The sequence below is a fragment of the Streptosporangium nondiastaticum genome (genome assembly GCF_003011965.1).
GTDB classification, from domain to species: domain Bacteria; phylum Actinomycetota; class Actinomycetes; order Streptomycetales; family Streptomycetaceae; genus Streptomyces; species Streptomyces nondiastaticus.
The window spans coordinates 25,792-50,104 of sequence record NZ_PXWG01000017.1; the positions used below are offsets into that span (position 1 = coordinate 25,792).

At 73.0% G+C, this 24,313-nt stretch carries 28 protein-coding genes; 18 read left to right on the forward strand and 10 right to left on the reverse strand.

The annotated features are described in order from the left end of the window. The 3 genes from B7P34_RS10195 (at position 1) to B7P34_RS10205 (ending at position 2,098) form a co-directional block, all read left to right on the forward strand. Entirely contained in the window at positions 1-198 is a 198-nt protein-coding gene (locus B7P34_RS10195) for a hypothetical protein (RefSeq protein ID WP_106675518.1), read from the forward strand. 143 nt (positions 199-341) lie between these two features. After that, positions 342-1,685 (forward strand): hypothetical protein, encoded by a 1,344-nt coding sequence (locus B7P34_RS10200; protein ID WP_106675519.1) that lies wholly within the window; start codon positions 342-344, stop codon positions 1,683-1,685. Continuing rightward, on the forward strand, positions 1,682-2,098 hold the full coding sequence (locus B7P34_RS10205; protein WP_106675520.1) for an SHOCT domain-containing protein: 417 nt from the start codon (positions 1,682-1,684) through the stop codon (positions 2,096-2,098). The genes B7P34_RS10200 and B7P34_RS10205 overlap by 4 nt, the downstream gene beginning before the upstream one ends. Before the next feature lie 101 nt (positions 2,099-2,199). Here B7P34_RS10205 and B7P34_RS10210 read toward each other — a convergent pair whose 3' ends face one another. Beyond that, positions 2,200-3,072: a LysR family transcriptional regulator gene (locus B7P34_RS10210; protein ID WP_106675521.1), complete on the reverse strand. Its 873-nt coding sequence runs from the start codon at positions 3,070-3,072 to the stop codon at positions 2,200-2,202. A gap of 158 nt (positions 3,073-3,230) precedes the next feature. On the opposite strand from B7P34_RS10210, the gene B7P34_RS10215 reads away from it, so the two are divergent. After that, a complete protein-coding gene (locus tag B7P34_RS10215; protein ID WP_106675522.1) occupies positions 3,231-3,626 on the forward strand; it encodes a tautomerase family protein in 396 nt (131 codons plus the stop codon). A gap of 73 nt (positions 3,627-3,699) precedes the next feature. Continuing rightward, positions 3,700-4,632: an aminoglycoside phosphotransferase family protein gene (locus B7P34_RS10220; protein WP_223267702.1), complete on the forward strand. Its 933-nt coding sequence runs from the start codon at positions 3,700-3,702 to the stop codon at positions 4,630-4,632. 42 nt (positions 4,633-4,674) lie between these two features. On the opposite strand, the gene B7P34_RS10225 is transcribed toward B7P34_RS10220, so the two are convergent. Continuing rightward, positions 4,675-5,061, reverse strand: a complete 387-nt coding sequence (locus B7P34_RS10225; protein ID WP_106675524.1) for a hypothetical protein — start codon at positions 5,059-5,061, stop codon at positions 4,675-4,677. 105 nt (positions 5,062-5,166) lie between these two features. Between B7P34_RS10225 and B7P34_RS10230 the strand changes: the two genes are divergently transcribed. Next, a complete protein-coding gene (locus tag B7P34_RS10230) occupies positions 5,167-5,619 on the forward strand; it encodes a hypothetical protein (protein WP_106675525.1) in 453 nt (150 codons plus the stop codon). Positions 5,620-5,642: 23 nt separating this feature from the next. Here the strand turns inward: B7P34_RS10230 and B7P34_RS10235 are convergent, their stop codons facing one another. Then, the gene (locus B7P34_RS10235) at positions 5,643-6,038 is read right to left on the reverse strand and encodes a MerR family transcriptional regulator (protein ID WP_106675526.1); all 396 of its coding nucleotides are present in this window, start codon (positions 6,036-6,038) and stop codon (positions 5,643-5,645) included. Positions 6,039-6,090: 52 nt separating this feature from the next. On the opposite strand from B7P34_RS10235, the gene B7P34_RS10240 reads away from it, so the two are divergent. After that, complete coding sequence (locus tag B7P34_RS10240; RefSeq protein WP_106675527.1) at positions 6,091-7,242, forward strand: alkene reductase; 1,152 nt, start codon at positions 6,091-6,093, stop codon at positions 7,240-7,242. On the opposite strand, the gene B7P34_RS10245 is transcribed toward B7P34_RS10240, so the two are convergent. Beyond that, entirely contained in the window at positions 7,217-7,765 is a 549-nt protein-coding gene (locus B7P34_RS10245; protein ID WP_106675528.1) for a hypothetical protein, read from the reverse strand. The two genes, B7P34_RS10240 and B7P34_RS10245, sit on opposite strands and share 26 nt — an antisense overlap. Before the next feature lie 245 nt (positions 7,766-8,010). Here B7P34_RS10245 and B7P34_RS10250 point away from each other — a divergent pair, with 245 nt between their 5' ends. After that, positions 8,011-9,090 carry a type III polyketide synthase gene (locus B7P34_RS10250; protein WP_106675529.1) on the forward strand — a complete coding sequence of 360 codons (1,080 nt, stop codon included), beginning with the start codon at positions 8,011-8,013 and terminating at the stop codon, positions 9,088-9,090. Positions 9,091-9,135: 45 nt separating this feature from the next. Here the strand turns inward: B7P34_RS10250 and B7P34_RS10255 are convergent, their stop codons facing one another. The 3 genes from B7P34_RS10255 to aceA form a co-directional block, all read right to left on the reverse strand. Further along, positions 9,136-10,023 (reverse strand): 3-hydroxybutyryl-CoA dehydrogenase, encoded by an 888-nt coding sequence (locus B7P34_RS10255; RefSeq protein ID WP_106675530.1) that lies wholly within the window; start codon positions 10,021-10,023, stop codon positions 9,136-9,138. Beyond that, a complete protein-coding gene (locus B7P34_RS37425) occupies positions 10,020-10,163 on the reverse strand; it encodes a hypothetical protein (protein ID WP_189382656.1) in 144 nt (47 codons plus the stop codon). The genes B7P34_RS10255 and B7P34_RS37425 overlap by 4 nt, the downstream gene beginning before the upstream one ends. A 91-nt stretch (positions 10,164-10,254) precedes the next feature. After that, positions 10,255-11,535, reverse strand: coding sequence for an isocitrate lyase (gene aceA / locus B7P34_RS10260; RefSeq protein ID WP_106675531.1), 1,281 nt, complete (start codon positions 11,533-11,535; stop codon positions 10,255-10,257). Between the two features lie 342 nt (positions 11,536-11,877). On the opposite strand from aceA, the gene B7P34_RS10265 reads away from it, so the two are divergent. From B7P34_RS10265 to B7P34_RS10275, 3 genes are all read left to right on the forward strand, one after another. Further along, positions 11,878-13,290 (forward strand): short-chain fatty acyl-CoA regulator family protein, encoded by a 1,413-nt coding sequence (locus tag B7P34_RS10265; protein WP_106675532.1) that lies wholly within the window; start codon positions 11,878-11,880, stop codon positions 13,288-13,290. Positions 13,291-13,383: 93 nt separating this feature from the next. Then, positions 13,384-13,995, forward strand: a complete 612-nt coding sequence (locus B7P34_RS10270; protein ID WP_106675533.1) for a helix-turn-helix domain-containing protein — start codon at positions 13,384-13,386, stop codon at positions 13,993-13,995. Further along, positions 13,992-15,308 (forward strand): MFS transporter, encoded by a 1,317-nt coding sequence (locus B7P34_RS10275; protein ID WP_223267703.1) that lies wholly within the window; start codon positions 13,992-13,994, stop codon positions 15,306-15,308. The genes B7P34_RS10270 and B7P34_RS10275 overlap by 4 nt, the downstream gene beginning before the upstream one ends. Here the strand turns inward: B7P34_RS10275 and B7P34_RS10280 are convergent. Together B7P34_RS10280 and B7P34_RS10285 are read right to left on the reverse strand one after the other, a co-directional pair. Beyond that, complete coding sequence (locus B7P34_RS10280; protein WP_223267704.1) at positions 15,295-16,302, reverse strand: zinc-binding alcohol dehydrogenase family protein; 1,008 nt, start codon at positions 16,300-16,302, stop codon at positions 15,295-15,297. The two genes, B7P34_RS10275 and B7P34_RS10280, sit on opposite strands and share 14 nt — an antisense overlap. A 399-nt stretch (positions 16,303-16,701) precedes the next feature. Continuing rightward, on the reverse strand, positions 16,702-17,610 hold the full coding sequence (locus B7P34_RS10285; protein ID WP_106675535.1) for a 4Fe-4S domain-containing protein: 909 nt from the start codon (positions 17,608-17,610) through the stop codon (positions 16,702-16,704). 442 nt (positions 17,611-18,052) lie between these two features. On the opposite strand from B7P34_RS10285, the gene B7P34_RS39320 reads away from it, so the two are divergent. Continuing rightward, a complete protein-coding gene (locus tag B7P34_RS39320; protein WP_286157464.1) occupies positions 18,053-18,187 on the forward strand; it encodes a hypothetical protein in 135 nt (44 codons plus the stop codon). Between the two features lie 294 nt (positions 18,188-18,481). Here the strand turns inward: B7P34_RS39320 and B7P34_RS10290 are convergent, their stop codons facing one another. Then, a complete protein-coding gene (locus B7P34_RS10290) occupies positions 18,482-19,249 on the reverse strand; it encodes a carbonic anhydrase (RefSeq protein ID WP_189382658.1) in 768 nt (255 codons plus the stop codon). 233 nt (positions 19,250-19,482) lie between these two features. On the opposite strand from B7P34_RS10290, the gene B7P34_RS10295 reads away from it, so the two are divergent. The 6 genes from B7P34_RS10295 to B7P34_RS10320 all read left to right on the forward strand — a co-directional run bounded on the left by B7P34_RS10295 (position 19,483) and on the right by B7P34_RS10320 (position 24,172). Next, positions 19,483-19,866 (forward strand): hypothetical protein, encoded by a 384-nt coding sequence (locus B7P34_RS10295; RefSeq protein ID WP_189382659.1) that lies wholly within the window; start codon positions 19,483-19,485, stop codon positions 19,864-19,866. A gap of 154 nt (positions 19,867-20,020) precedes the next feature. Then, positions 20,021-20,821: a bifunctional 2-polyprenyl-6-hydroxyphenol methylase/3-demethylubiquinol 3-O-methyltransferase UbiG gene (ubiG, locus tag B7P34_RS10300; RefSeq protein WP_223267705.1), complete on the forward strand. Its 801-nt coding sequence runs from the start codon at positions 20,021-20,023 to the stop codon at positions 20,819-20,821. Then, entirely contained in the window at positions 20,818-21,717 is a 900-nt protein-coding gene (locus B7P34_RS10305; protein WP_106675537.1) for a 1,4-dihydroxy-2-naphthoate polyprenyltransferase, read from the forward strand. Before ubiG ends, B7P34_RS10305 begins: the two co-directional genes overlap by 4 nt. A 108-nt stretch (positions 21,718-21,825) precedes the next feature. Further along, entirely contained in the window at positions 21,826-23,328 is a 1,503-nt protein-coding gene (locus B7P34_RS10310) for a flavin-containing monooxygenase (RefSeq protein WP_106675538.1), read from the forward strand. Continuing rightward, positions 23,328-23,822 carry a DUF2834 domain-containing protein gene (locus B7P34_RS10315; RefSeq protein ID WP_106675572.1) on the forward strand — a complete coding sequence of 165 codons (495 nt, stop codon included), beginning with the start codon at positions 23,328-23,330 and terminating at the stop codon, positions 23,820-23,822. The genes B7P34_RS10310 and B7P34_RS10315 overlap by 1 nt, the downstream gene beginning before the upstream one ends. Next, positions 23,819-24,172, forward strand: a complete 354-nt coding sequence (locus B7P34_RS10320) for a peptidase inhibitor family I36 protein (protein ID WP_106675539.1) — start codon at positions 23,819-23,821, stop codon at positions 24,170-24,172. The genes B7P34_RS10315 and B7P34_RS10320 overlap by 4 nt, the downstream gene beginning before the upstream one ends. The last annotated feature ends 141 nt before the right edge of the window (positions 24,173-24,313 follow it).

Consider the following 24,313-nt stretch of genomic DNA (forward strand, 5'->3'; position numbering starts at 1 on the left):
ATGCGCTACGAATTCCGCGTGACGGGCAGCGTCTCCCGCCTCATGGCGGAAGCCTTCCCGGAGCTGAAGGCGGAACCGGTGCCCCGGCAGACGCTGTTCTCCGGCACGGTCACGGACGAGGCCCACCTGTACGGGCTCCTCGCCCGCTTCCAGGACCTCGGCCTGAGCGTGCGGGAGATGCGCCGCCTGCCCGAGTGACGGGCGGCGCCCCGGTTCACCCGCCACGGGTGATGCGGTCCGCGCCGCCGGTCGGCCAGCCTGCGTGGGAGACCAGCCCTTCGGGCGTCCGGCACGTGCCCGTTCCGGTCGGCACGCGCCCCCGTCCGAGGAGGGAGCAGGCCATGAACCCGCCTCGCGTCCCGGGCCCGCAGGGTTCCGGCCCGCTGTACGGCGACGGACCCCTGACCCCCAGCGAACGCCGCGACTACGCGCGCCTCCGCAAGCACGAGGCCATGCACCACCGGCGGCTGCGCTACGCGGTGACGTCCGTCCTGCTGGTGCTCGCCTTCGTGCTCTCACCGCTCGCCGTGGTGGCGGCCTGGGCGAACAGCCAGGTCTCGGACACCGACCGGTACGTGCAGACCGTCGCGCCGCTGGCCAAGGACCCGGCCGTGCAGAAGACCGTCACGGACAGGCTGACCACGCGGGTCGTCGACAACGTCGACGTCAAGGGTCTCACCGACGCCCTCAGCAACGCGCTCGCCAAGGCCGACGCACCGCCGGGGATCGTGGACAAGTCGCACCTGCTGGCCGGCCCGCTCAAGAACGCCTTCACCACCGCCGTTCGCACAGTGGTCGACAAGGTCGTCACGAGCGACCAGTTCGCCGAGCTGTGGGACGGCGCGAACCGGCGGGCCCACGCGGCCGTCGTCAAGACGCTCACCGGCGAGGGGAGCAGCGCCGTGCAGGCCAAGGGCGACGCCGTCGTCCTCGACCTGGGCACCGTCGTCGACAAGGTCAAGGACAAGCTGGTCGGCGAGGGCTACGAGAAGGCCGCGAACATCCCCGACGTGGACAAGACCATCACTCTGTTCCGGACCGACAAGCTCGACGACGCCCAGGGCGCCATGCGCCTGCTCGACGTCGTCGGCACGTGGCTGCCCGTCACCGTGATCGTCCTCGCCGCGCTCGCCGTGTGGACGGCGCCCGTGCCCCGGGTGGCCCTCATGGCCGCGGCCGTCGGCATCGGCGTCATGATGGTCCTGCTCCTGGTGGGCCTCGTCGTCGCGCGGCGCGTCTACCTGGACTCCGTCCCGGACACCGCCCTGCCCGCCGACGCGGCCGCCTCGGTCTACGACACCTTCGTCCGCTTCCTGCGCAACAGCACCCGCACGGTCCTCGTCACGGCGGTCATCACGGCACTGGCCGGATACCTCTACGGGCCCGGGCGCGGCGCCCGGTTCGTCCGCTCGGTGACCGGGCGGGCCACCGGCGCCACCGGCCGGGCCATGGCACGCTCCGGCCTGCGCACCGGTGCCACGGGCCACTGGCTGGAGACGCACCGGCGCTGGACCACCGGCATCGTCATCGCGGCGGCGGTCATCGCCCTGATCATCTGGAACTATCCCACGGCTGCGGTCGTCGCCCTGGTCCTCGGCATCACCGTCCTCGTCCTGGCCGTCCTAGCGGTGCTCGGCGCCGCCTCCACCGCGAACAGCACGGACAAGCAAGGGAAACCATCATGAACGCACACGTGTACCTGGCCTACGACTACCCGCTCCTGGGCGCCTTCTGGACCGTCCTGTGGATCGTCCTGTGGGTCGCGTGGTTCTGCCTGCTGTTCCGCGTCATCGCCGACATCTTCCGCGACGACACGCTCAGCGGCTGGGCCAAGGCCGGCTGGCTGATCCTCACCATCCTGCTGCCCTTCCTGGGCGTCTTCGTCTACGTCCTCGCCCGCGGCCGGAGCATGGGCGCACGCGAGCGGCGCCATCTCCAGGCGCAGCAGGAGGCGTTCGACGCGTACGTCCGGGAGGCGGCCGGCAGCACGGGCCGCAGGAGCGAGGCCGACGAGCTCATGAAGCTCTCGGAGATCCGCGCCCGCGGGGACATCTCCGACGAGGAGTTCCGCCGGGCGAAGGAGAAGATCCTGCACTGACGGAGGCCGGTGCAGGATCTCGCTCACGGGTCCGCCGGTGCCTCACCGGTCCGCCGGTGCCCGCTGCGGAATCCGTTCTGCCCGGGCGGACGACCGCGCTCTCACGCGGTACGGGCCGGGTGGCCGGCCGCCGACTCCGCCAGGGCGCGGATCGCCGGGTGCCAGGGGCGGGCGGAGGGCCCGGTCAGGACGAGGCGGCGCGAGGTGCGGGGTTCCAGCGGCAGCAGCACCAGGTCGGGCGGGATGAGCGAGCGGGAGACCTCGGACAGGACGGTCACGCCGATTCCGGCCTGCACCATGCTGATCAGCGTCGCCAGGTCCCGCACCCGGTGGGTGGGGTCGAAGCGCAGCCCGGCGAGCCCGTGGATCGTGCGGATGCGGGCTTCGCAGCCGTTGGGCGAGATGAGGAACTGGTCGTCCTCCAAGTCGCGGATGTCCACGCACGGCTCGCCCGCCAGGGGATGGTCGCGGGGCAGCAGGGCCCGGTAGTGGTCCGTGGCGAGCAGGACGCCGGGGCCGGACGGCGGGTCGATGAGGATCGCGGCGTCGGCGGTCCCGTCGTCCAGCCACGTCGCCACTTCCGCGCTGTCGCCCTCGAAGACCCGCACCGTGACCCGCGGCTGCTCCTCGCGCCAGTGCCGCAGCAGGCCGGGGACCATGCCCTGGCAGACCGTCGGCGTGGCGGCCAGCCGCACGATGCCGGTCATGGCCCCGCCGGCCTCGGCCGCGATCCGTGCCACGGACCGGGCCGCCGAGACCGCGCGGCGGGCGTGCGGCAGGACGCGCTCCCCGAGCGCTGTGGTCCTGGCCGGGACGGCACGGACCAGGAGCGGGGCGGCCAGTTCGCGCTCCAGAGACGCGACGGCGTGCGACACCGCCGACTGGCTCATGCCCAGTTCGGCGGCGGCCGCACTGAAGCCCCCGGCGTCGACGACGGCGAGGAAGGCCCTCAGCTGAGGGAGATTGACGGACATGCACCGGCCTCATATGCGTATGACTTCCATGCGTTGGATCAATCGTGCCAGGTCGGTGAGGCTTGCTCCGGGCCGCCGCCGGAACCGCCGGCGGCGGACCACGTACATGGCCACGTACATGGCCACGTTCATGACCACGTCCATACGGAGGAGAAGACATGCCGTACTTCCGGGTCACCGTCACCGACCCCGGCCTTCCGGCCGACGCCCAGCACGCCATCGCCGAGGGGCTGACCGAGCTGGCCGTGTCGGTCCTGCACAAGGAGCGCGCCCGCACGATCGTCCACATCAACCTGGTGCCTTCAGCCGGTTACTTCGTCGGCGGGAAGCCCCTGGCCGGCGACCGCGACGCGCACGTCGAGGGCAGCCTCACCGCGGGCACGAACAGCGCCGCGGAGAAGGCCGCGTTCATCGCCCGGGCCGGCGAACTCCTGACCGGAATCCTCGGGCCGCTCCCGCGGTCCGGCGTCGCCCTGCACGAACTGCACCCGGAGAGCTACGGCTACGGCGGTGTGACCCAGTTCGACCACTACCGCTCCCGGCAGGCGGGCTGACGTACCGGGGAACGACGTACGGGCGGGAAAAGCGTTTGACGCGAGGAGGCGTCCGACGATCGGATGGTGGCCCGTGAGCACAGGGCAGATGCACGCCGGCGAGCACCCCGTCGGCGAAGACCTCGTACGACGGCTGATCGCGGGTCAGTTCCCGCAGTGGGCGGGACGGGCCGTGCAGCGGTTCCCGTCCGGCGGCACCGTCAACGCCATGTACCGGCTGGGCGACGACATGGTCGTACGGCTGCCGCTGGTGCAAGGCGGAGCCGCGGACGTGCCGCTGGAACAGGAGTGGCTGCCCCGCCTCGCGCCCCGGCTGCCCGCGGCGATTCCCGAGGTGCTCGGGGCCGGGCAGCCCGCCGAAGGGTATCCGTGGCCCTGGTCGGTGCACCGGTGGCTGGCCGGCGAGAACCCCGAGGCGGGGGCGCTGAGCGAGCCCGTGCTGCTGGCCCGCGACCTGGCGGCCTTCGTGGCGGCGATGCGGAGCGTCACCCTGCCGGGGGCGCCGAAGGCCCACCGCGGCGGGCCGCTCGCCGCGCTCGACGAGGGGACCCGGGCGGCGATCGGGGAACTGCGCGGGATCCCTGAGGAGGGCGTCGACTGCGATGCCGTGACCGCCGTGTGGGAAGGCGCCCTGCGGGCCCCGGCCTGGGACGGGCCGCCGGTGTGGCTGCACGCCGACCTGATGCCGGGCAACCTGCTCGTGGCCGGGGGCAGGCTGACGGCGGTGATCGACTTCGGGTGCGCGGGGACGGGCGATCCGGCCTGTGACCTGTTCCCGGCGTGGAACCTGCTGCCGCCCGGCGCGCGGGAGGCCTTCCGCGAAGCGCTCGGCGTGGACGACGCGACCTGGGCCCGCGGCCGCGGCCGCACCCTCTCGCAGGCCCTGATCGCCCTGCTGTACTACCGGACCACGAACCCGGCGATGGCCCGCAACGCCCGCCACGTGATCCGGGCGGTGCTGGAGGAGGTCCGGAGCGACGACGGCCGCGGTCACGGGGGCCGGTGACCTCCGTGACCACGGCCGGACGTACGCGACCTGCCCGCCGCGCTAGAAGTGGATCTCCTCGCAGGCACGGCCACGGGATTCCAGGCGGCCGTTGACGTGCTCCCAGCCCTCCGCGCACACCACCGAGCGGTTCGGCAGGTCGCGGCCCACGTGCACCGTGTACTGCTGGTGGTATCCCCAGTAGCCCGTCGCGCTGTCGGCTTCGAGGCCGCCGCCCCAGATGTGGAAGTGCCCGGTGAAGTCACCGTTCCACGTCGTCGACGCCGCGACCGAATCGACGTGGAGGCCCGACCCCTGCACGGAGATGCACGTCCGGTGGTTGCAGCCCCGCGCACCCGCCTCCGCGGAGGGCACACCGGCGACCAGCAGCGCCAGGGCACCGACGGCGCTCAGTCCTGCGCGCAGCGCCCAACTCGTCTTCGTTCCCACGATGGTTCACGTCTCCTGGACTCGCGGCGGGGGATGACGGGGTGATCTTGCCGGCGGTTCCGCCGGGTGCCCTCGCCCGGCGGGCGGATTACACCTGAACGGCTGATGCCGGCCGTCCCCCTCCTCGGCCACTACTCCCGCGTCGGCTGGATCGGTGCCGCGCCCGACGCCGATGCCGGCGTCCGGATCCGGCAGGACGGCGAGGACATCGCCGCCGGAGGCCACGCCGGCCTGGCAGCGCGCGTCACCACCGCCCTTGAGCCCCTCCCCGCCTTCCTGGCGGCGGCGGATGCGGACCGGCCGGTCCGCATCCCCCTGTGGGGACCGTGGTCGCTGCGCCTCGACGACCTGCTCGTCACCCGCATGATGGAGATCGCGGTCCACAACGACGACCTGGCCGTCAGCGTCGGCGCGTCCGCGCCCGAGCTCCCGGAGCGCGCCGCCGACACCGTGGTCGCGCTCCTCACCCGGCCGGCCCGGCGCCGCCACGGCACCTCCGCCGTCCTCCGCGCCCTGGCCCGGGCCGAACGCGCGCCCGCCTCGATCGCCGCGTTCTGACGTCCTGCGGTCCGCGGGGCCGTTCAGGCGGCGGCGCTCTCCCGTACCGGCTGCGACCGTACCGGCTGCGACGCCGTGTCGATGACCTCGTCGAGGATGTCGCGGGTGCGGACCAGATCGGCGATCATGCGGTCGATGCGCTGCCGCTCGCCGGCCAGTTCATCGACGAGGCGCCCGGTCGCCCGTTCCGACGGGCCGCCGTCCGGGTCGCGCATGCAGGGCAGCAACTGCCCGATCTTCGTGCTGTTGAGGCCCGCGGCGAGGAGCACCTGGATCCGGATGACCCGGTCGACCGCCCACTCCCCGTACTCGCGGTGCCCGCCGGGCGTCCGCTCGGCAGTCAGCAGCCCCTGCTTCTCGTAGTAGCGCAGCGACCGCTCGCTCACACCGCTCCGCCGGGCCAGTTCCCCGATCCGCACGCCGCCTCCCCGACTTGAACCTGACACTGGTGACAACTTCTACCGTACGGGCATGACGAACGCACCCGTGAACTCCGGTCTCTTCACCCCCTTCCGCCTCGGCCCGCTGCACCTGCCGAACCGCCTGGTCATGGCCCCTCTGACGAGGAACCGGGCCGGTGCCGACGGCGTACCGGAGCCGATCATGGCCACCCACTACGCGCAGCGCGCCTCCGCCGGCCTGATCATCGCCGAAGGCACCACCCCGAACGCCGTCGGCCAGACGTACGCGAACATCCCCGCCATCCACCGCCCGGAGCACGTGACCGGATGGCGTCGGGTCACGGACGCGGTGGGCGCCGCGGGCGGCCGGATGTTCCTGCAGCTGCAGCACGGCGGCCGGGTCGGTCACCCGGACAACAGCGGGCTGGTGCCGGTCGCGCCCTCGCCGGTCGCGCTTCCGGAGACCATCCGCACGCCCGCCGGACGCCGGCCCTCCGTCGTGCCCCGCGAGATGACCGCCGACGACATCCGCTCCACCGTCGCCGACTTCGCCCAGGCCGCCCGCAATGCCGTCGCGGCGGGCTTCGCCGGAGTGGAGGTGCACGCCGCCAACGGCATGCTCCTCCACCAGTTCATGGCGCAGAACACCAACCACCGCACGGACGCCTACGGCGGCCCCGTGGGCAACCGGGTCCGCTTCGCGGCCGAGGTGACGCGCGCCGTGGCCGACGCGATCGGCCCGGAGCGGGTGGGCCTGCGGATCTCCCCTGCGAACACCGTCAACGGCATCGACGAGGGCGACACCCACCGCATCTACCCCGCCCTCCTCGCCGCCGTCGGGGACCTGGGACTGGCCTACCTGCACGTGCTGTTCGCCGACCCGGACCAGCCCCTGTACCGGCGGATCCGCGACGACTGGTCCGGCGTGCTGATGGCCAACCCCGACCTGCGCCGGTCACCTGCCCTGCCCGCCGACGGCGGACGGAGCGCCGGCGAGCGCCTGCTGGACTCGGGGGCCGGCCTGATCTCGCTGGGCCGCGCCTTCATCGCCAACCCCGACCTGGTCGAGCGCTTGCGTGCCGGTGCTCCGCTGAACGAGGTGCGCGAGCAGTACTGGATGTACGTGGGCGGCGAGACCGGCTACAACGACTACCCGGTGCTGGGCGCGGCCGAGGACCGGGGCCGCGTGCTCGCCGTCACGGGTGGACGCTCAGGTGCGTGAAGGCGATCGTGTGCTTGATGCCGCCGGCGAGCACGCAGTCGGTCGGCAGGCCGGCGGGCAGCGTGTGGATGGTCTTCTCGGCGACCGACCCCTTGCCGCGTCCGGCGACGACCACGCCGTCGAGCACCGCGGTGTTGACGCCCACGAGCCGGACGGAGGGGCCGGAGCGGTACGCGATGACGGTCGTGCTCCCGTCCGCGTAGTGCAGGGTCTCCTCCGACCGGTTCCCGGCGAGGAGCAGGCAACTGCCTCCGGTGGTGCCCTCGGTGTGGTACGTGGCCGTAACCAGATGGCCCGGGCCGTCCGCGCAGTGGTACGTGCCGTCGACGCTGACGGCCGAGGGGCTGCTGGAGAGGCCGAGCCCGGGGGTGTAGGTGATGTCCTCCCGGCCCGAGCAGTCCACGACGGCATGGCCGGGCCCATGGCCGTCACCATGGGCCCGGGCCACCGGTGCTCCTCCGACGCTCGCAGCGACCAGGGCGAGGGAGGACAGAGCGATCCCGGCGCCACGCTTGCCGACCATGGGTACTCCTTCGTTTCCTGCACGTGCGCCGGCCACGGCGCGGCTGACGGCCACTTGGCTACCCCACGCGCCCCGGGTTCCATCCCCTTCCCCCGGCCTCCGAAAGCACCGCAGGCCCTCCACGCCGCACAACGCGCTCTCGCGCCCGGCTTCACGCCCTGCCGGACGGGCCCGGCCCGCGTCACCGTGGGCTGTCCCGTAGCGAGCAGACGCGGTCGCCGGCGCGACCGCCCTTGGGAGGCCTGATGAGCGACATGAGCCCGGCGGCTCCCCGGGTGGCCTCCGTGGCGGTGTCCGCACCCCCGCACCGGCACCGTCAGGGGGACATCGCCGCGGTGTTCGCCGAGGCGTTCCTCTCCGCCGATGCGGTCGTGCGCCGGCAGTTCACCGGCATCGCCGCGCACACGGGCATCGCGTACCGCAACCTGTCCCTGCCCCTGGCCGAGTACCGCCGGCCGCGCACGTTCACCGAGTACAACGAGACGTGGACCGCCACCGCCCGCCGGGTCGGGCTCGACGCCCTCGAACAGGCCCTGGCCGCGGCGGGCGTGCGGCCCGGCGAGGTCGGGGCCGTCGTCACCACGACCACCACCGGGGTCTCCGTCCCGTCCTTCGACGCCGAGCTCGTCCAGCGGGCCGGCCTGCCCGGTCACGTGGCCCGCATGCCGCTGCTCGGCCTCGGCTGCGCGGGAGGCGCCGCCGGTCTGGCCCGGGTGCACGACTACCTGAGGGGCCGGCCCGACGACGTGGCCGTGCTGGTCTCCGTCGAGCTGTGTTCGCTGAACTTCCAGTACGCGGACACGTCCGTCGCCAACCTCGTCGCCACCAGTCTGTTCGGCGACGCGGCCGCCGCCGTCGTGGTCCTCGGCGCCCGCCGGGCCCGGGAGGCGGCCGGCCCGGCGCTGGTGGCGGCCCGAAGCCGGCTGCACCCGGGGACCGAACACCTCATGGGCATGCGCGTGGGCACCGGCGGCTTCGCCGCCTTCCTCTCCCCCGAGGTCCCCGGCTTCGCCGAGAAGCACCTCCCCGGCGAGGTCCACGACTTCCTCACGGGCCACGGACTGACCACGGCGGACGTCGCCTCCTGGGTCTGCCACCCCGGCGGCCCGAAGATCATGGAGGCCCTGGACCGCGGCCTCGGTCTGCCGCCCGGGGCGCTCGCCCGTTCCCGGGACTCGCTGGCCGAATACGGCAACGTCTCCTCCGCCTCGGTGCTCGACGTCCTCCGCAGAACCCTCGCCGCACCACCCGCCACGGGCTCCGCCGGCCTCCTCCTCGCCCTCGGGCCGGGCCTCACGAGCGAACTGCTGCTCCTGGCCTGGTGACAGCCGCGGGCACCCGCCCGTCTCGGCCGTCCGGCCCTTGGGCGGCTACACCGGGCCGGACCCGCGGCCGGTCCCGGCGTAGGTGTGGAAGCCCCGGCCCGTCTTGCGCCCGAGGAGGCCCGCCTGGACCATCCGCTGCAGCAGCGGGGGCGGGGCGTAGAGGGGCTCCTTGAACTCCTCGTAGAGGGATTCCGCGATCGAGACGACGGTGTCCAGACCGATGAGGTCGGCCAGCTTGAGCGGGCCCATCGGATGGGCGCACCCCAGCTCCATGCCGGCGTCCACGTCGGCGGCACTGGCGAAGCCCGACTCGGCCATGCGGACGGCCGCGAGGAGGTACGGGATGAGCAGCGCGTTGACGACGAACCCGGCCCGGTCCTGCGAGCGGACGACGGACTTGCCCAGCGCGGCGGCGAACTCCTCGGCGGCGGTGACGGCCGCGGGCGCGGTGTGCAGGGACGCGACCACCTCCACCAGCGGCAGGACGGGCACAGGGTTGAAGAAGTGCAGGCCCACCACGCGGTCGGCGCGCCGCGTGGCCATGCCGAGCCGCATGACGGGGAGGGAGGAGGTGTTGGTGGCGAGGATCGCCGCCGGGTCCTCGACGATCTTGTCGAGGGCGGCGAAGACCTCGGTCTTCACGTCCGCGTTCTCGACGACGGCCTCGATGACGAGGTGGCGGTCGGCCAGGTCGTCGAGGCTGCCGGTGAAGACGAGGCGGGCCAGGGCGTCCTCGGCGGTCGTACGGTCCAGCTTGCCCTTGCTGACGGCGCGTTCGAGGGAGGCCGTCACGCGGTCGCGCGCGGCGCGGGCGGCGGTCGCGTCCGCCTCGCAGACCACGGTGTCGAGGCCGGCGCGGGCGCAGACCTCGGCGATGCCGGCGCCCATCTGTCCGCCGCCGACCACCCCGACCCGCCGGATGGGTGCCGTCATGACCGCACCTCCGTCCGGCCGGCGAAGGCCGCGTCGAGGGGGCCGGGGAAGTCCAGCGCTCGGGGCGTGAGGATCTCGTCGTGGCGGTCGCCCGGCGGGCCGGGGACCTCGATACGGCCGGTCAGTTCGGTGAAGGGCATGCGGTCTCCATCTGCGGGGCGGTGAGGGCCGGACGGGGAGGTCGTCCGGCCCTCACCTGGTCGTGAGCGGGAACGGGCGCGCGGGACGTTCCTAGTGGAACTGCTCCTCCTCGGTGGAGCCGGTCAGCGCGGTCGTGGAGGAGGCCGGGTTGACCGCGGTGGACACGAGGTCGAAGTAGCCGGTGCCGACCTCGCGCTGGTGCTTCACGGCGGTGAAGCCGTCGGCCTGGGAGGCGAACTCGCGCTCCTGAAGGTCGACGTAGGCCGTCATGCCGTGCTCGGCGTAGCCGTGGGCGAGGTCGAACATCGCGTGGTTGAGGGAGTGAAAGCCGGCCAGGGTGATGAACTGGAAGCGGTAGCCCATCGCCCCGAGCTCGCGCTGGAACTTGGCGATCTGATCGTCGTCCAGGGCCGCCTTCCAGTTGAAGGAGGGCGAGCAGTTGTAGGCCAGCATCTTGCCGGGGTGCTCGGCGTGCAGGGCCTCGGCGAACTCGCGGGCCTGGGCCAGGTCCGGGGTGCCGGTCTCGACCCAGATGAGGTCCGCGTAGGGGGCGTAGGCCAGGCCGCGGGCGATGACGGGGGCCATGCCGCCCCGCACCCGGTAGAAGCCCTCGGCGGTCCGCTCGCCGGTGCAGAACTGCGCGTCGCGCTCGTCGACGTCGCTGGTCAGCAGGGTCGCGGCGAGGGCGTCCGTACGGGCCACGATCAGGGTGGGGACGCCGGCGATGTCGGCGGCGAGCCGGGCCGCGTTGAGGGTGCGGATGTGCTGGGCGGTCGGGACGAGGACCTTGCCGCCCAGGTGGCCGCACTTCTTCTCGGAGGCGAGCTGGTCCTCGTAGTGGATGCCGGCCGCCCCGGCGGCGATCATCGCCTTGGTGAGCTCGAAAGCGTTGAGGGGGCCGCCGAAGCCGGCCTCGGCGTCCGCGACGATCGGCGCGAGCCAGTCGACGCCGGTGCCGGTGCCCTCAGCGGTCGCGATCTGGTCGGCGCGCAGCAGGGCGTTGTTGATGCGGCGCACCACCTGCGGCACCGAGTTGGCCGGGTACAGGCTCTGGTCGGGGTAGGTGTGCCCGGCCAGGTTGGCGTCGGCGGCGACCTGCCAGCCGGACAGGTAGATCGCCTGCAGCCCGGCCCTGACCATCTGGACGGCCTGGCCGCCGGTGAGCGCGCCGAGGGCGTGGACGTACTCGCGCTCGTGGAGCTGCCGCCAGAGGCGTTCGGCGCCGCGCCGGGCGAGGGTGTGCTCCTCGCGGACGCTGCCGGACAGCCGGACGACGTCCTCCGCGCCGTAGGTGCGCTCGATGCCCTTCCAGCGGGGGTCCGCGGCCCACCGCTCCGCCAGTGCTTCCGCCGCCGTCTGTGCCTGAGCCATGATCGTCTCCCGGTGTCGCGTTCCGGACCGCGTCCTGAACCACGTCGAAGTCGGAGTTCTGTCAATCCTGCTAAGGGAGTCGCTCTCCCTCGGACGTGATGGCCCGCCGTGCCTTCGCCGGTGCGCGAAGGGCGTGTCGCCTCAGGTTCCGGCGGGCCGCAGTACGACTCTGGCAGTGACACTGAGTGCCATCAAGCATGGTCTATTGCCAATTCCTGCGAATCTTCTCCCCGCGTTCCGCCAAGTCTGCGAAGGTGCAATCCCCTTCGTTGCCCCTTCGTTTGCCCCTTCTTTCACTTCCCCTTCACCGCTTTCCCCTTCGCCCACGGACAGGAGCCGACGGTGAGCAAGACGTACGCGGGAGCACGGTTGCGCAGGCTGCGCGAGGAGCGGCGGCTGAGCCAGGCCGAGTTCGCCCGCGTCCTGGCCATCTCCCCCAGCTACCTCAACCAGATGGAGCACGACTCCCGGCCGCTGACCGTCCCCGTCCTGCTGCGCCTGACCGAGGCGTTCGGCGTGGAACCCGGCTTCTTCTCCGAGCTCGGCACCGCCAGGGTCGTCGCCGACCTGCGCGAGGCCTTCGCCGAGGAGCTCTCGGCCGCCCGGGTCTCCCCGTCGGACCTGTCCGAACTCGCGTCCCGGCTGCCCGCCGTCGCCGCCGTCCTGCTCGATCTGGGCCGCCGCAACCAGGCCCTGACCGAGCGCCTGGCCGAGGCGGCGGACGGCCGGGGCGGCACCGCAGGCCCGGCCGTGCCGCGCACGCCGCACGAGGAGATCCGCGAGTTCTTCTACCGCCGCCGGAACTACCTCCACGACCTCGACCTCGCCGCCGAGGACCTGGCCGCCGGCCTCGGCATCCGGCCCGGCGGCGTCCTCCCCGCCCTCGCCGCACGGCTCACCGAACGGCACGCCGTGCACCTGGCCACGGACTCCGGCCGGCTGCACCACTACGACCCGGCGCGCCGGGTCCTGCACCTCTCCAGCCGGCTCCGCCCCGGCCAGCGGGCCTTCCGGATGGCCACGCAGCTGGCCCTCCTCGAATGCTCCGGCGAGATCTCCGCCCTCGCCTCGGAGGACTACCCCGAGGGCTCCACCGCGTGGTCGCTCGCCCGGATCGGCATCGCCAACTACGCGGCCGCCGCGCTGATCCTGCCGTACCGCGCCTTCCACACGACGGCCGAGGAGATGCGCTACGACATCGAGCGGCTCGCCGACCACTTCGGGGTCGGCTACGAGACCGTCTGCCACCGTCTGAGCACCCTGCAGCGGCCGCGGCTGCGAGGCGTGCCCTTCTCCTTCGTCCGCGTCGACCGGGCGGGCAACATGTCCAAGCGGCAGTCGGCGACGGGCTTCCACTTCTCCCGCGCGGGCGGCACCTGCCCGCTGTGGAACGTGTACGAGGCGTTCGCCGCGCCCGGCCGGATCCAGGTGCAGATCGCCGCCATGCCCGACGGGCAGCGCTACTTGTGGACCGCCCGCACCGTGACCCGGCAGCGCGGCGGCTGGGGCGAGCCCGGCAAGTCGTTCGCCATCGGCCTGGGCTGCGAGATCCGGCACGCCGGCCGGCTCGTCTACTCCGACGGCCTCGACCTCGGCAACGCCTCCGCCGCCACGCCCATCGGCATGGGCTGCCGCATCTGCGAACGCCTCGACTGCCCGCAGCGGGCGGTCCCGCCGCTCGGCCGTCCCCTCGCCGTCGACGAGAACAGCAGCACGTTCGTGCCGTACCCGGTGGCGGACGGCGGGGCACGGTGATCGTGCCGACCAGTGAGGTCCCCGCACCAAGTTGCAGAGGATTCTCTGCAGAGATCTCTATGCAGAGAATCCTCTGCAACCTACGATGCCGACATGCCCCAAGAACCCGAGCGCGAGCGCACCTCGCAGCACACGAAGCCCGAACGCCGCATCGACGCCCGCAGCTTGCGGGGCCTCGCCCACCCGCTGCGGATGAGGATCTTCGAACTGCTCAGCCTGGACGGCCCCGCCACCGCCACGGGGCTCTCCGAGCGCCTCGGGGAGAACACCGGCACCGTCAGCTGGCACCTGCGCCACCTCGCGGAGCACGGCTTCATCGAGGAGGAGACCGGGCGGGGCACGAAGCGCGAGCGCTGGTGGCGCAGGGTCGGCACCGCCAACCGGCTCGACACCGCCGACTTCCGCGACGATCCCGACAGCCGCGGCGCGCTCTCCGTCTACCTGCACGAACTGACGCAGCAGCACTTCGCCCGGGTCACGCGCTACTTCACCGAGGAGTGGGACGACCGGTGGCGGAACGCCGGTACGGTCTCGGAGTGGAGCAGCCTGCGGCTGACGCCCGATCAGCTCGCCGCGCTCAACGCGGACCTGATGGCCGTCATCGCCCGCCACACGCCCGCCCCGGACGCCGAACCGGCCCCGGACGCGCTCCCCGTCGTCGTCCAGCTCCAGTCGTTCCCCCGCAAGGAGCGTGGCACCGCATGACCGGGCCCGCACGCGTGACCGGGCCCGTACGAGGCGGCCTCCTGCGGCGCCACCGGGACTTCCGGCTGCTGTGGTGCGGCGAGACCGCCGGCAAGTTCGGCGCGTCCGTCACCGGGGTGGCGATGCCGCTGATCGCCGTCTCCGACCTGCACGCCGGCCCCTTCGAGGCCGGCCTGCTGACCGCCGCCTCCTGGGCCCCGTGGCTGCTGATCGGCCTCCCGGTGGGCGCCTGGGTGGACCGGAGCCGGCGCAGACCGGTCATGATGACCGCCGCCGCAGTCTCCCTCGTCCTGTTCGCCGGAGTCCCGGTGGCCGCCCTGGCCGGGCGGCTGAGCATGGGCCTGCTGCTGGCCGTCGCGCTCCTGACGGGCACGGCCGCCGTGTTCTTCCAGACCGCCTACAGCGCCTACCTCCCCAGCATCCTGGAACCCGCCGACCAGCCCGAAGGCAATGCCAAACTGCACGGCAGCGCGTCCGCCGCACAGATCGCCGGCCTCGGCTCCGGCGGCCTGATCGCGCAGTTCGCCGGCGCGGTCAACGGGATGTTCGCCAACGCCGCGACGTTCCTCGTGTCCCTGCTGTGCCTGTCGGGCATCCGCCACCGCGAGCCGCGCACCCCCGGGGCGGCGCGCCGCCCCGGCTCCCTGACCGGTGAGATCGGCGAGGGCCTGCGGCTGGTCGCGCGGGACCCCTGGCTGCGCACGCTGACGCTGTTCGGCGCCACCTCCAACCTGGCCCTGATGGGGTATCAGTCAATACTGGTGGTCTTCCTGGTCCGCACCGTGGAGCTGGCTCCCGGAACCGTCGGCGCCGTCGTCGCGGCCGCCGGCAGCGGGGGCATCGCCGGGGCCTTCCTCGCGCGCAGGGTCGCCGGCCGCATCGGCACGGCACGGGCGATGCTGCTCTTCGAGCTCGGCGTGCCCGCGTGCGCCCTGCTCATCCCGCTGAGCACGGACGGAGCCGGCGTCCTCCTCTACGTCACGGGCGGCTTCTGCGTCGCCGCCGGCGTCGTGGCCGGCAACGTCATCAAAGCGAGCTTCCAGCAGCGCTACTGCCCGCCCGGGCTCCTCGGCCGCCTCACCGCGAGCACGGCGTTCCTCAACTACGGGACCATCCCGCTCGGAGCGCTGCTCGGCGGCGCGCTCGGTGACGCCCTCGGCATCCGCACCGCCATGTGGATCACGACGGCTGGGGTCCCGCTCGCCGGGCTGCTCCTGCTCTTCTCCCCCGTCGGGCGGACCCGGGACCTGCCGGCGGACCCGCTGCCGGAGAGCACGGGGGAGGCCGCGTCCCGGCAGCTCAGTCCGCGATGAGCACCGCCGCCCCGGTGACGCGGTCCGCCGCCAGGTCGGCGAGCCCCTCGTCCGCCCTGCTCAGCGGATAGCGCTGGACGTGGACGACGGGGCGGTGCCGGGCCACCTCGGCGAGGTACGCGCGGCCGTCCGCGCGGGTGTTGGCGGTGACGCTGCGCAGGGTGCGCTCCTGGAAGAGGTGCTGCTGGTAGTTCAGGGGCGGGACGTCCGTCAGGTGGATGCCGGCCACGGCGAGCGTGCCCCCGCGGTCGAGCGCGGCCAGGGCGACGGGGACCAGGTCACCGACCGGGGCGAAGAGGATCGCCGCGTCGAGGGGCTCGGGCGGGGCGTCGTACGCGCCCGTGGCGGAGGCGGCCCCGAGGTCGAGGGCCAGGCGCCGCGCGTCCTCGGCGCGGGTCATCACGTGGACCGTCGCACCCCTGGCCATGGCCAGTTGGGCGGTGAGGTGGGCGGAGGCGCCGAACCCGTAGACGCCGAGGCGCCCGCCGGGCGGCAGCTCGGCGCGCTCCAGCGCCCGGTAGCCGATGATCCCGGCGCACAGCAGCGGCGCCAGCTCCTCGTCCGGCAGGCCCTCGGGCAGGTGGTAGGCGTAGCGGGCGTCGACGACGGCGTGCCGCGCGTAGCCGCCGTGGGTGTCCCATCCCGTGTACCGCGAGTGCGGGCACAGGTTCTCCCGGCCGGCCGTGCAATGCCGGCAGGTCCCGCAGGTGCCCGCCAGCCAGGCGATGCCCACGCGGTCGCCCCGGGCGAAGCCGCCGGCGCCGGGGCCCGTGGCGAGGACCCGGCCCACGACCTCGTGGCCCGGGGTGCAGTGCGGCACCCGTGGCGCCAGGTCCCCTTCGGCGAGGTGCAGGTCGGTGCGGCACACGCCGCAGGCCCGCACCTCGACGAGCAGCCCGGTGGGTCCGAGCGGGCCGAGGGGGCGTTCCACGCGGCGCAAGGGGTGTTCGGCGGCCGGTGCCGTGCGGTCGACGACCCAGGCCCGCGTGGTCACTGCGCCATCCGTCCCGCTCGCCACCTCGGGTCTCCTTCTGCCGGCCGGCGGCGGGCACAACCCTCCCCGGCCCGCCGGTTTCATGGTGCGCCGCCGCGGTCTTCTCCGCCAGTGAAGCCGGCGCGGGCCCGGGAAGCGTCAGCGTCCTGACGGGTCGGACCGGAGCTCGGGGGGGCAGCGGCGCCGGGCTCAGGTGCGGCAGGACGCTGATGGCGATGTCGGCGAGGCTTGCCTGCAGCACCCTACGATCCGGCGGGGCCGGGACCCGAACGCGCTCGGCGAACGTGCTCGGCGAGCACGTTCAGCGGACGGCGCCTGATTGACACGTCAACTCAAGAGGAAGCCGGGACCGCGTCCCCGTACGGAGCCGGAGCCGGCCCGGGGCTCAGCTCCCGGGCGTCACCAGCGCACCGCGGTGAAGTCGATCGGCCGCGGCTCCATGCGCCGGGCGCGCGCCGTCAGGCCCCTCATCTTCTCGGCCATGACGGCCGCGGGCAGGACCATGCGGTCGCCGTGACCCGGCAGCAGCCACTCGAACCGCAGCCCGCCCACCGTACGGGCCAGCGACGCCGCCAGCTCCCTGATGGAGTACCAGGTGACGCTCTCCGCCACCTCGACGTCGTTCGCCGAGCGCGACCAGTAGAAGCTGTCCCCGCTGAAGCAGTACCGCTCGTCGGCGACGTAGAGCACGCTGCCCTCGGTGTGGCCGGGGAGCGGGTGGGCGACCACACCGTCGGCGATCTCCACCGCTTCCGTACCGCGCAGGACGCGGTCGGCCCCGGGAGCCGCGGCGAGATCGCCCTCGTGGATCCACAGCCGGGCCCCGAACCGCCCGGCGTAGCGCAGACCGTGCGCCGCGTGGTCGCGGTGGGTGAGGAGGACGTCGGTGACGGGACCGATCCCCTCGAAGCGCGCGGCCAGCCGCTCGCTCCACCGCGGGGTGTCGATCATCATCAGCGCCCCGGAAGGCCGCCGCAAGAGGTAGGAGTTGGCCGCGGCCGTGTGCGGGGAGTTGTGCCCGCAGAGGTACACGGTGTCGTCGAGGGCCAGGGGGAAGGGGTCCAGCCCCGGATCCAGCCGGCCGGCGGAGGTGCGGATGGAGCGGGTGTGACAGGCGAACGCGGCGGCGTGCAGCTGCCGTTCCTCCTCCTCACCGGCGGGCTGACGGGTGATCACGGAGCGCCCGCCGGCCACGCCGATCAGGCCCGGCGCGAGCTGCCTGGCGACGTCGCAGTCGGTACAGCGGTCGTCGACGTACCAACCGGGGCCTTCTGCGGACCGGGGGCGGGTGGTGTGTGCATCGTTCACGGTACGGCTCTTCCGACGGGGTCCGGGTCAGGCCGGCGCAACCGGCCTTCGTGACAAGAAGGTTCGCCGGAGGCCGCCGCGAAGCGGAAGGGGGCTCGGGTCTTGTTTCTCCTGGGCTCGGCGTATCTCTCACCCACCTGCACGGCGGGTCGTTCACCACCCATGACGGCATATGTGCCCATCCGGCTTTCGAGACGTCCGGGCCGCGATTCCACTCCTGCGGAGGAGGGGACTCGCCGACGTTCATCTGCCAAATGCCCCGCATTCGAGTGCTTCGCCGATAAAGTCGCATTGTGCCGTACCAGCGCTGACGTCGGGTCAACCTGTCGCGTCGGGGCCTCACCCAGGGGTCTCGGGCGGGGCTGGTAGCGCTGCCGCACCCGAGGGCTCTCTCAGGGTCTCGCCGGCCGGCGGGTCTCGTGGTCCGAGGAAAGGCGCACACATGGTGCAGCACAGAAGGCCGAAGACGCCGGTCGACTGGAACCTGGTCCGCGGCGTGGCCCGGGCAGTGACGCCGTGGGTGGAGCTGCTGACGGCCGTGACCGCTCTGGCCCTGGCGATGACCGGCAGGGGCTGACCCGCGGGGCGTATCACCAGTACGCCCCGTGGAGCCAGCCTCCTCGGCCGCCCGTCGCGGGACTCCGGTCCCGCGGCGGGCCCACTCTCCGTCCGCGCCGCGCGAGCGGCACGGGCCGTGCGGCGGCGGATCCTCCCGCCGCCACTCGCCGGCCGGCCGACGAGCCCACACCCTAACGCACGGGGCAGCGCCTCGCCGGGGAACCGCGGCGCGGCGGACGTCCGCCTGGAGGACACGGGCAGGCGCATGCCCACGGCGGGCGCGCCGCCCGGGGTCCGCCCTCCGTGGGGCGGCTCAGGCAGGGGTGCCGCTGAGGATGTCGACGCGGCCCGTGTCGAGGGAGTAGTAGGCGCTGACCACCGCGAGCGAGCCCTTCTTCACGAGCGGGGAGAGGTCCTTGTTGGAGCGCAGGTCGGCCGCGGTCAGCTCGGCCTGGGCGCGGATCATCGTGTCGACCGGGTCGGGGCCGCGCTGCTTGAGGGCCTTCTTGTACGCCGGCTGCAGTGCCTCGACGATCGCCTGCAGGTTGCCGGGCAGGGTCGCGCCGTCGCGCAGGGCGTCGTACGCCGCCTTCGCCGCGCCGCAGCGCTGGTGCCCGAGGACGACGATCAGCGGGGTGCCGCTCGTCAGGGGCCCGTACTCGACGGAGCCGGTGACCACCGGGCCGACGGCCTGCGCGCCGGTGCGCAGCACGTAGAGGTCGCCGAGGCCGGTGTCGAAGAGGAGCTCGGGAGGCACGCGGGAGTCGATGCACGAGAGGATCACCCCGTACGGCTCCTGCGTCTGCGCCACGAACTGGCGGCGGTCCGGATCGCGGTCGGGGTGCTGGAGGTTGCCGTTCACCCAGCGCTTGTTGCCCTCCAGCAGCCGCGCGAGCGCCTCCTTGGCCGTGGCCGGGCTCGCGGTCGGCGGCGCGGGCGTCGTCCTCGGGCGGGCGGCCGCCTTCCCGGCGCTCCTCACGTCCGCGGCGTCCCTCGCGCAACCCGAGAGCATGGCCGCGGCGGCGGCCGCGAGACCGCCGGTGAGCATCGCCCGGCGATGCGGTTGTCCTGCTGAGCCCATCGGTGGTTCTCCTCGGCATGGCTGACGCATGGTGACGGTGATGGGGATTGTTCACCGCGGTGCGGGTGCTCCTGCGGGAGGCGCGGAGGACCGCCGGGCCCATTTACCACCGACGGCCCAAAGGCGCGGGCGCCGCCGGCACCGCTGCCGCGGCGGACCGAAACTGACTGGCCGTCGCACCGGGCCCTCGCCTACGGTGTGGCGACCGAACGAGACACTGAATGGGCAGCACGATGAGCACGAACACGGCCGGCCGGCGCACCATGACCCTGTGGCGGCCGACGGGACCGGAGGAGCTGGCGCTGGTCGAGGCGTCCGGCCGGCGGGCCTGGCCCCCGCGCCTCCCCGACCAGCCGATCTTCTATCCGGTGCTGAACGAGGACTACGCGATCCGCATCGCCCGCGACTGGAACGTGCCCGCCTCCGGCGTCGGCTACGTCACCCGCTTCGAGGTGGACGCCGCCTTCGCCGCCCGCTACCCGGTCCGGCAGGCCGGCGGGCGCACGATCCTGGAGCTGTGGGTGCCCGCGGAGGAACTGGACGAGTTCAACCGGCACATCGTCGGCACCATCGAGGTGGTCCGGGAGTTCCGGCCGGAGCCGCAGCAGCAGCCGTAGCCGCGACCCGCCCCGCGTGGCCCGCATCACACCTGACGGGTTACGCGGGCAACGGAGCGTGAATTCTGGCCACCGCCGGATCCGTCCGCCTAGCCTGTGGAAACGGCCCCGGAAAGGCCGCGTCGCAGCTGATGCCAAGGCTCTGGAAAAACACTTGGCCCGGATCCGCCCCGGACGGTGGTTTGTGGCAGGGTACAGACGGAATTTCATCTCCGATTACGACGGTCTCGCCGGTCAGTGGTGGGATCCTCGCGGGCCGCTCGCGCCGCTGGGCTGGATCGCCCGGGCCCGCGCCGCATTCGTTCCCGATGCCGGTGCCGGTGCCGGCGCCAATGCCGGTGCTGATGCCGATACCCATACCGATACCGCGGCCGGTGCCCCGCGGGCGCGTCTGCTCGATGTCGCCTGCGGCGGCGGGCTTTTCGGTCCGCATCTGGCCGGCAAGGGATATCGCGTGTTCGGCGTGGACTTGTCGGCCACGGCGCTCAAGGAAGCGCTCGGGCACGGCTTCGACGCCGTCGCCCGGGCCGACATCACCCGGCTCCCGTTCGCCGACGAGTCCTTCGACGTCGTCACGGCGGGGCAGTGCCTCGAACACGTACCGGATCCCTTCGCCGTCGTGGCGGAGCTGTGCCGGGTCCTGCGGCCCGGCGGCACGCTGATCGTCGACACCATTCCCGACACCAGGGTCGCCCGGCTGGTGGCCATCACGTTCGCCGAGAACGTCCCCCTCCCGGGCAGGCCCGCCCGCGGCACCCACGACCACCGCCTCTTCGTCAACCGGGAGCGGCTGGCCCGGGTCGCGCGGTCGCACGGCGTGGAGCTCCGGCTGCTCGGGCTGCGTCCGCGGTCCCGCGACTTCATCCGCTACCTGGCCGGGCGATGCGAGGAGGTTCGCATGGTTCCCATCAAGTCCACTTCCGTCCTCTACCTCGGCGTGGGGACGAAACGATGACGGCGACCCTTCAGCAGCGGCCGGTCCGCGGAGACGCCGTACGCGCATGGCTGGTCGGTGCCCGCCTCAAGACGCTGCCCGTGACCTTGGCGCCGATCGCCGTCGGGGAGGGAATCGCCCATTCCCTCGGTGCCGTCAGCTGGTGGCGCACCGTCCTGACGCTGCTGTTCATGCTGGGTTTCGTCCTCGGCACGAACTTCTTCAACGACTACAGCGACGGCGTGCGGGGAACCGACGACGCGCGCCTGGGGCCGGCGCGGCTGGTCGGCTCCGGGCAGGCCTCGCCGCGGCAAGTCCTGCGCTTCGGGATGTTCCTGTACGCCGTCGCCGTCGTGACCGGCGTGGTCCTGGCCGCGACGGTCTCCTGGTGGATGCTCGCCGTGACGGTGTACTGCGGGCTCGCCGGCTGGTGCTACACCGGCGGCCCACGGCCCTACGGCTACCGCGCGCTCGGCGACCTCAGCATCTTCCTCTTCCACGGCGTGATCGCCGTGTGCACCACGGCCGCCGTCCAGCTCGGCCACGTGCCCCTGCTCGCGCTCGGCGCGTCCGTGCCCATCGGCCTGCTGTCCTGCGCGCTGCTGACGACGAACAACCTCCGCGACATACGGACCGACGCCGCCGCGGGAAAGATCACCGTCGCCGTGCTGCTGGGCGACAAGCGCACCCGCGTCTACTACGCGCTCTGCGTCACCGGCGCCTTCGCCTCCGCACTGCTCCTTGCCGGCGCCCGGCCCTGGGCGCTGCTGGTGATCGCCGCCGTCCCGTCCGCCGTCTTCCCGCTGCGCCGCGTGCTCAGCGGAGCACGCGGCAGGGACCTCATAGCGGCGCTGGAGCACACCTGCCTGCTGCTGCTCGCGTTCGGGGCGCTGCTGGCGATCGGCCTGGCCCTGTGACCAGCCCGTACGGCCGGCCCCGTAACCAGTCCGTGCAGCCGGTCCTGTGACCAGCCCGTGCAGCCAGCCCCGTTACCCGGCCCGCACCCGGCCGAAGGAGAAAACCCAGTGACACCGGATCACGAAGTGCTGGTGATAGGCGCCGGATTCGCCGGAATAGGGACGGGAATCGGTCTGCGCCGGGCCGGCATCGACGACTTCGCCATCATCGACCAGCAGGACGGCGCCGGCGGTTCCTGGCACACCAACAGGTATCCCGGAATCGCCGTGGACATCACGTCCTTCTCCTACTCCTACGCCTTCGAACCCTTCCCCTCCTGGTCCAGGATCTTCCCTCCCGGCGCGGAACTGAAGGCGTACGCGGAGCACTGCATCGACAAATACGGTCTCCGTCCCCGTCTGCGCTTCCACGCGAAGGTCGTGCGCGCCGAATACAGCGAACAGCACCACCTGTGGCGGATTCTCCTGGCGGACGGCGCCTCCTTGACCGCACGGTTCGTCGTCTGCGCCACCGGCTGGCTCACCGAGCCGAAGCGGCCGGCCATCGAGGGTCTGGACGCGTTCAAGGGCGACGTCCTGCACACCGCGCACTGGGACCCGTCGCTGGACCTGACCGGCCGGAGCGTGGGCCTGATCGGCACCGGCGCGTCGGCGGTCCAGGTCGTTCCGGAGATCGCCCCGCACGTGGAGTCGCTCCACGTCTACCAGCGCACCCCCATCTGGGTCTTCCCGAAGCCGGACTTCGCGGTGCCGGAGCCCGTCCGCCGGCTGTTCGGGGCGGCACCGTGGACGCAGCGGGCGATCCGGCTGCTCACCGACACCGCGACGGAGGTCGGCTTCGTGATCGCCATGATCCACCACCGCCGGTTCCCCTTCCTGGTGCGGGCGGGGGAAGCGGCCTCGCGGCTCTACCTGCGCAGCCAGGTCAGGGGCGACCGCGAGCTGATGGCCAAGCTCACCCCCGCGTACCGGCTGGGCTGCAAGCGGCCGTCGTTCGGCAAGGGCTACTGGCGTGCCTTCACCCGCGACAACGTCCGCCTCGTGACCCAGCCCGTCGAGCGCGTCACGGAGACCGGCATCCGCACGGCGGACGGCGGCGAGCAGCGCTTCGACGTGCTGGTCCTGGCCACCGGCTTCCAGACCCTCGAGAACCTCCCGCCGTTCCCGGTGCACGGGACCGGCGGCCGTGACCTCAGGGAGTTCTGGCGGACCGAGCGGTTCCAGACGTACGAGGGAACGTCGGTCAAGGGGTTCCCGAACCTCTGGTTCATCGTCGGGCCGTACTCCTTCACCGGCGGCTCGTGGTTCGGCATGATCGACTATCAGGTCACCCACGCCCTGCGGGTGATCCGCGAGGCCCGGCGCCGGCGCGCCACGCAGGCCGTCGTCCGGCCGGAGAAGCACGACAGGTCGTTCCGGGAGACGCTGCGGCGCGTGCCGGGCACCGTGTTCGCCCACGGGAGCTGCAGGCGTTCGAACAGCTACTACTTCGACGAGCGCGGGGACGCGCCGGCCGTCCGGCCGGCCAGCACGTACGAGGCCGCCTGGCGGGCCCGGCACTTCGACCTCGACGACTACGCGTACGAACGGCTGCTGGGGAGGCCGGCGTGATGCGGCTCCGCGACGTCCACGGGCGGGACCGCTCCCTGTGCGTCTTCTACGGGCTGTTCGGCCTCGCCGGGACCGCCGTCATGGGGGCGCTGGCCGTCGCCTTCGTCCGCGAGAACATGGACGCCGGCCCGTACGGCGTCGTACGGAACTTCGTCCACGACGCGTTGACGAACACGGCCTCCCAGTTCGTCTACGCGGACCTGGTCCTGATCTGGGCGGCCCTGGCGATCTTCATGATCGCCGAGTCGCGGCGGCTCGGGATCCACCACGTGTGGGCGTACATCGTCGGCGCCCCGGCGCTGGCGCTGTGCGCGAGCTTCTCGGTCTTCATGTACGTCCGCCAGCTGAAGATCGCGGCGGCCGGGGACGGCCCGGGCGGCCTCCGGGACATCCGAAACATCCGGGAGGATTCATCGTTTGACGGGACAACAGACCGGAAAGGCCGCCGGCCGGACACGGTCCCGCTGCCGAGAGCTGGGAGGAGGCAGGCATGAGGCCTGCGACGAGGAAGACAGTGAGGTCCGCGATCGCCGCCGCGGTCGTGGGGGCGTCGGTCCTGCTGCCGGCGGCCACGGCACAGGGCGCGCCCCGCGCGCGGATCCCCATCTGCCCGCAGGTGATCGGCCTGTGCACGTGGACGGAGCCCGACGCCGAGGGCACGACGAGAATGTTCCAGCGCCCGTCGACCAACCTGAACCCGCCCGTCCGCAGTGCGAAGAACCAGACCGGGCAGACCTGGTGCCTCTACCCGCGACCGTCGTACCGGGGCCAGGCCTTCGTCCTCCGCTCCGGTTCGTACACGCCGGGGCTCGGCCTCACGGCCCGCTCCGCGCGCCCCTGCTGACCCGGCCGGCGCCGCCCACCGGGAGCCCGGCGCCCGCGCCCGGCTCCCGGGCCCGCCGGCCCCCGCCGCGCGCCCGGTCCGGTCCGGAACAATCCGGTCCGGTCCACTCCGCTCCGGCCCGGCCCGGCCCGGCCCGGCAAC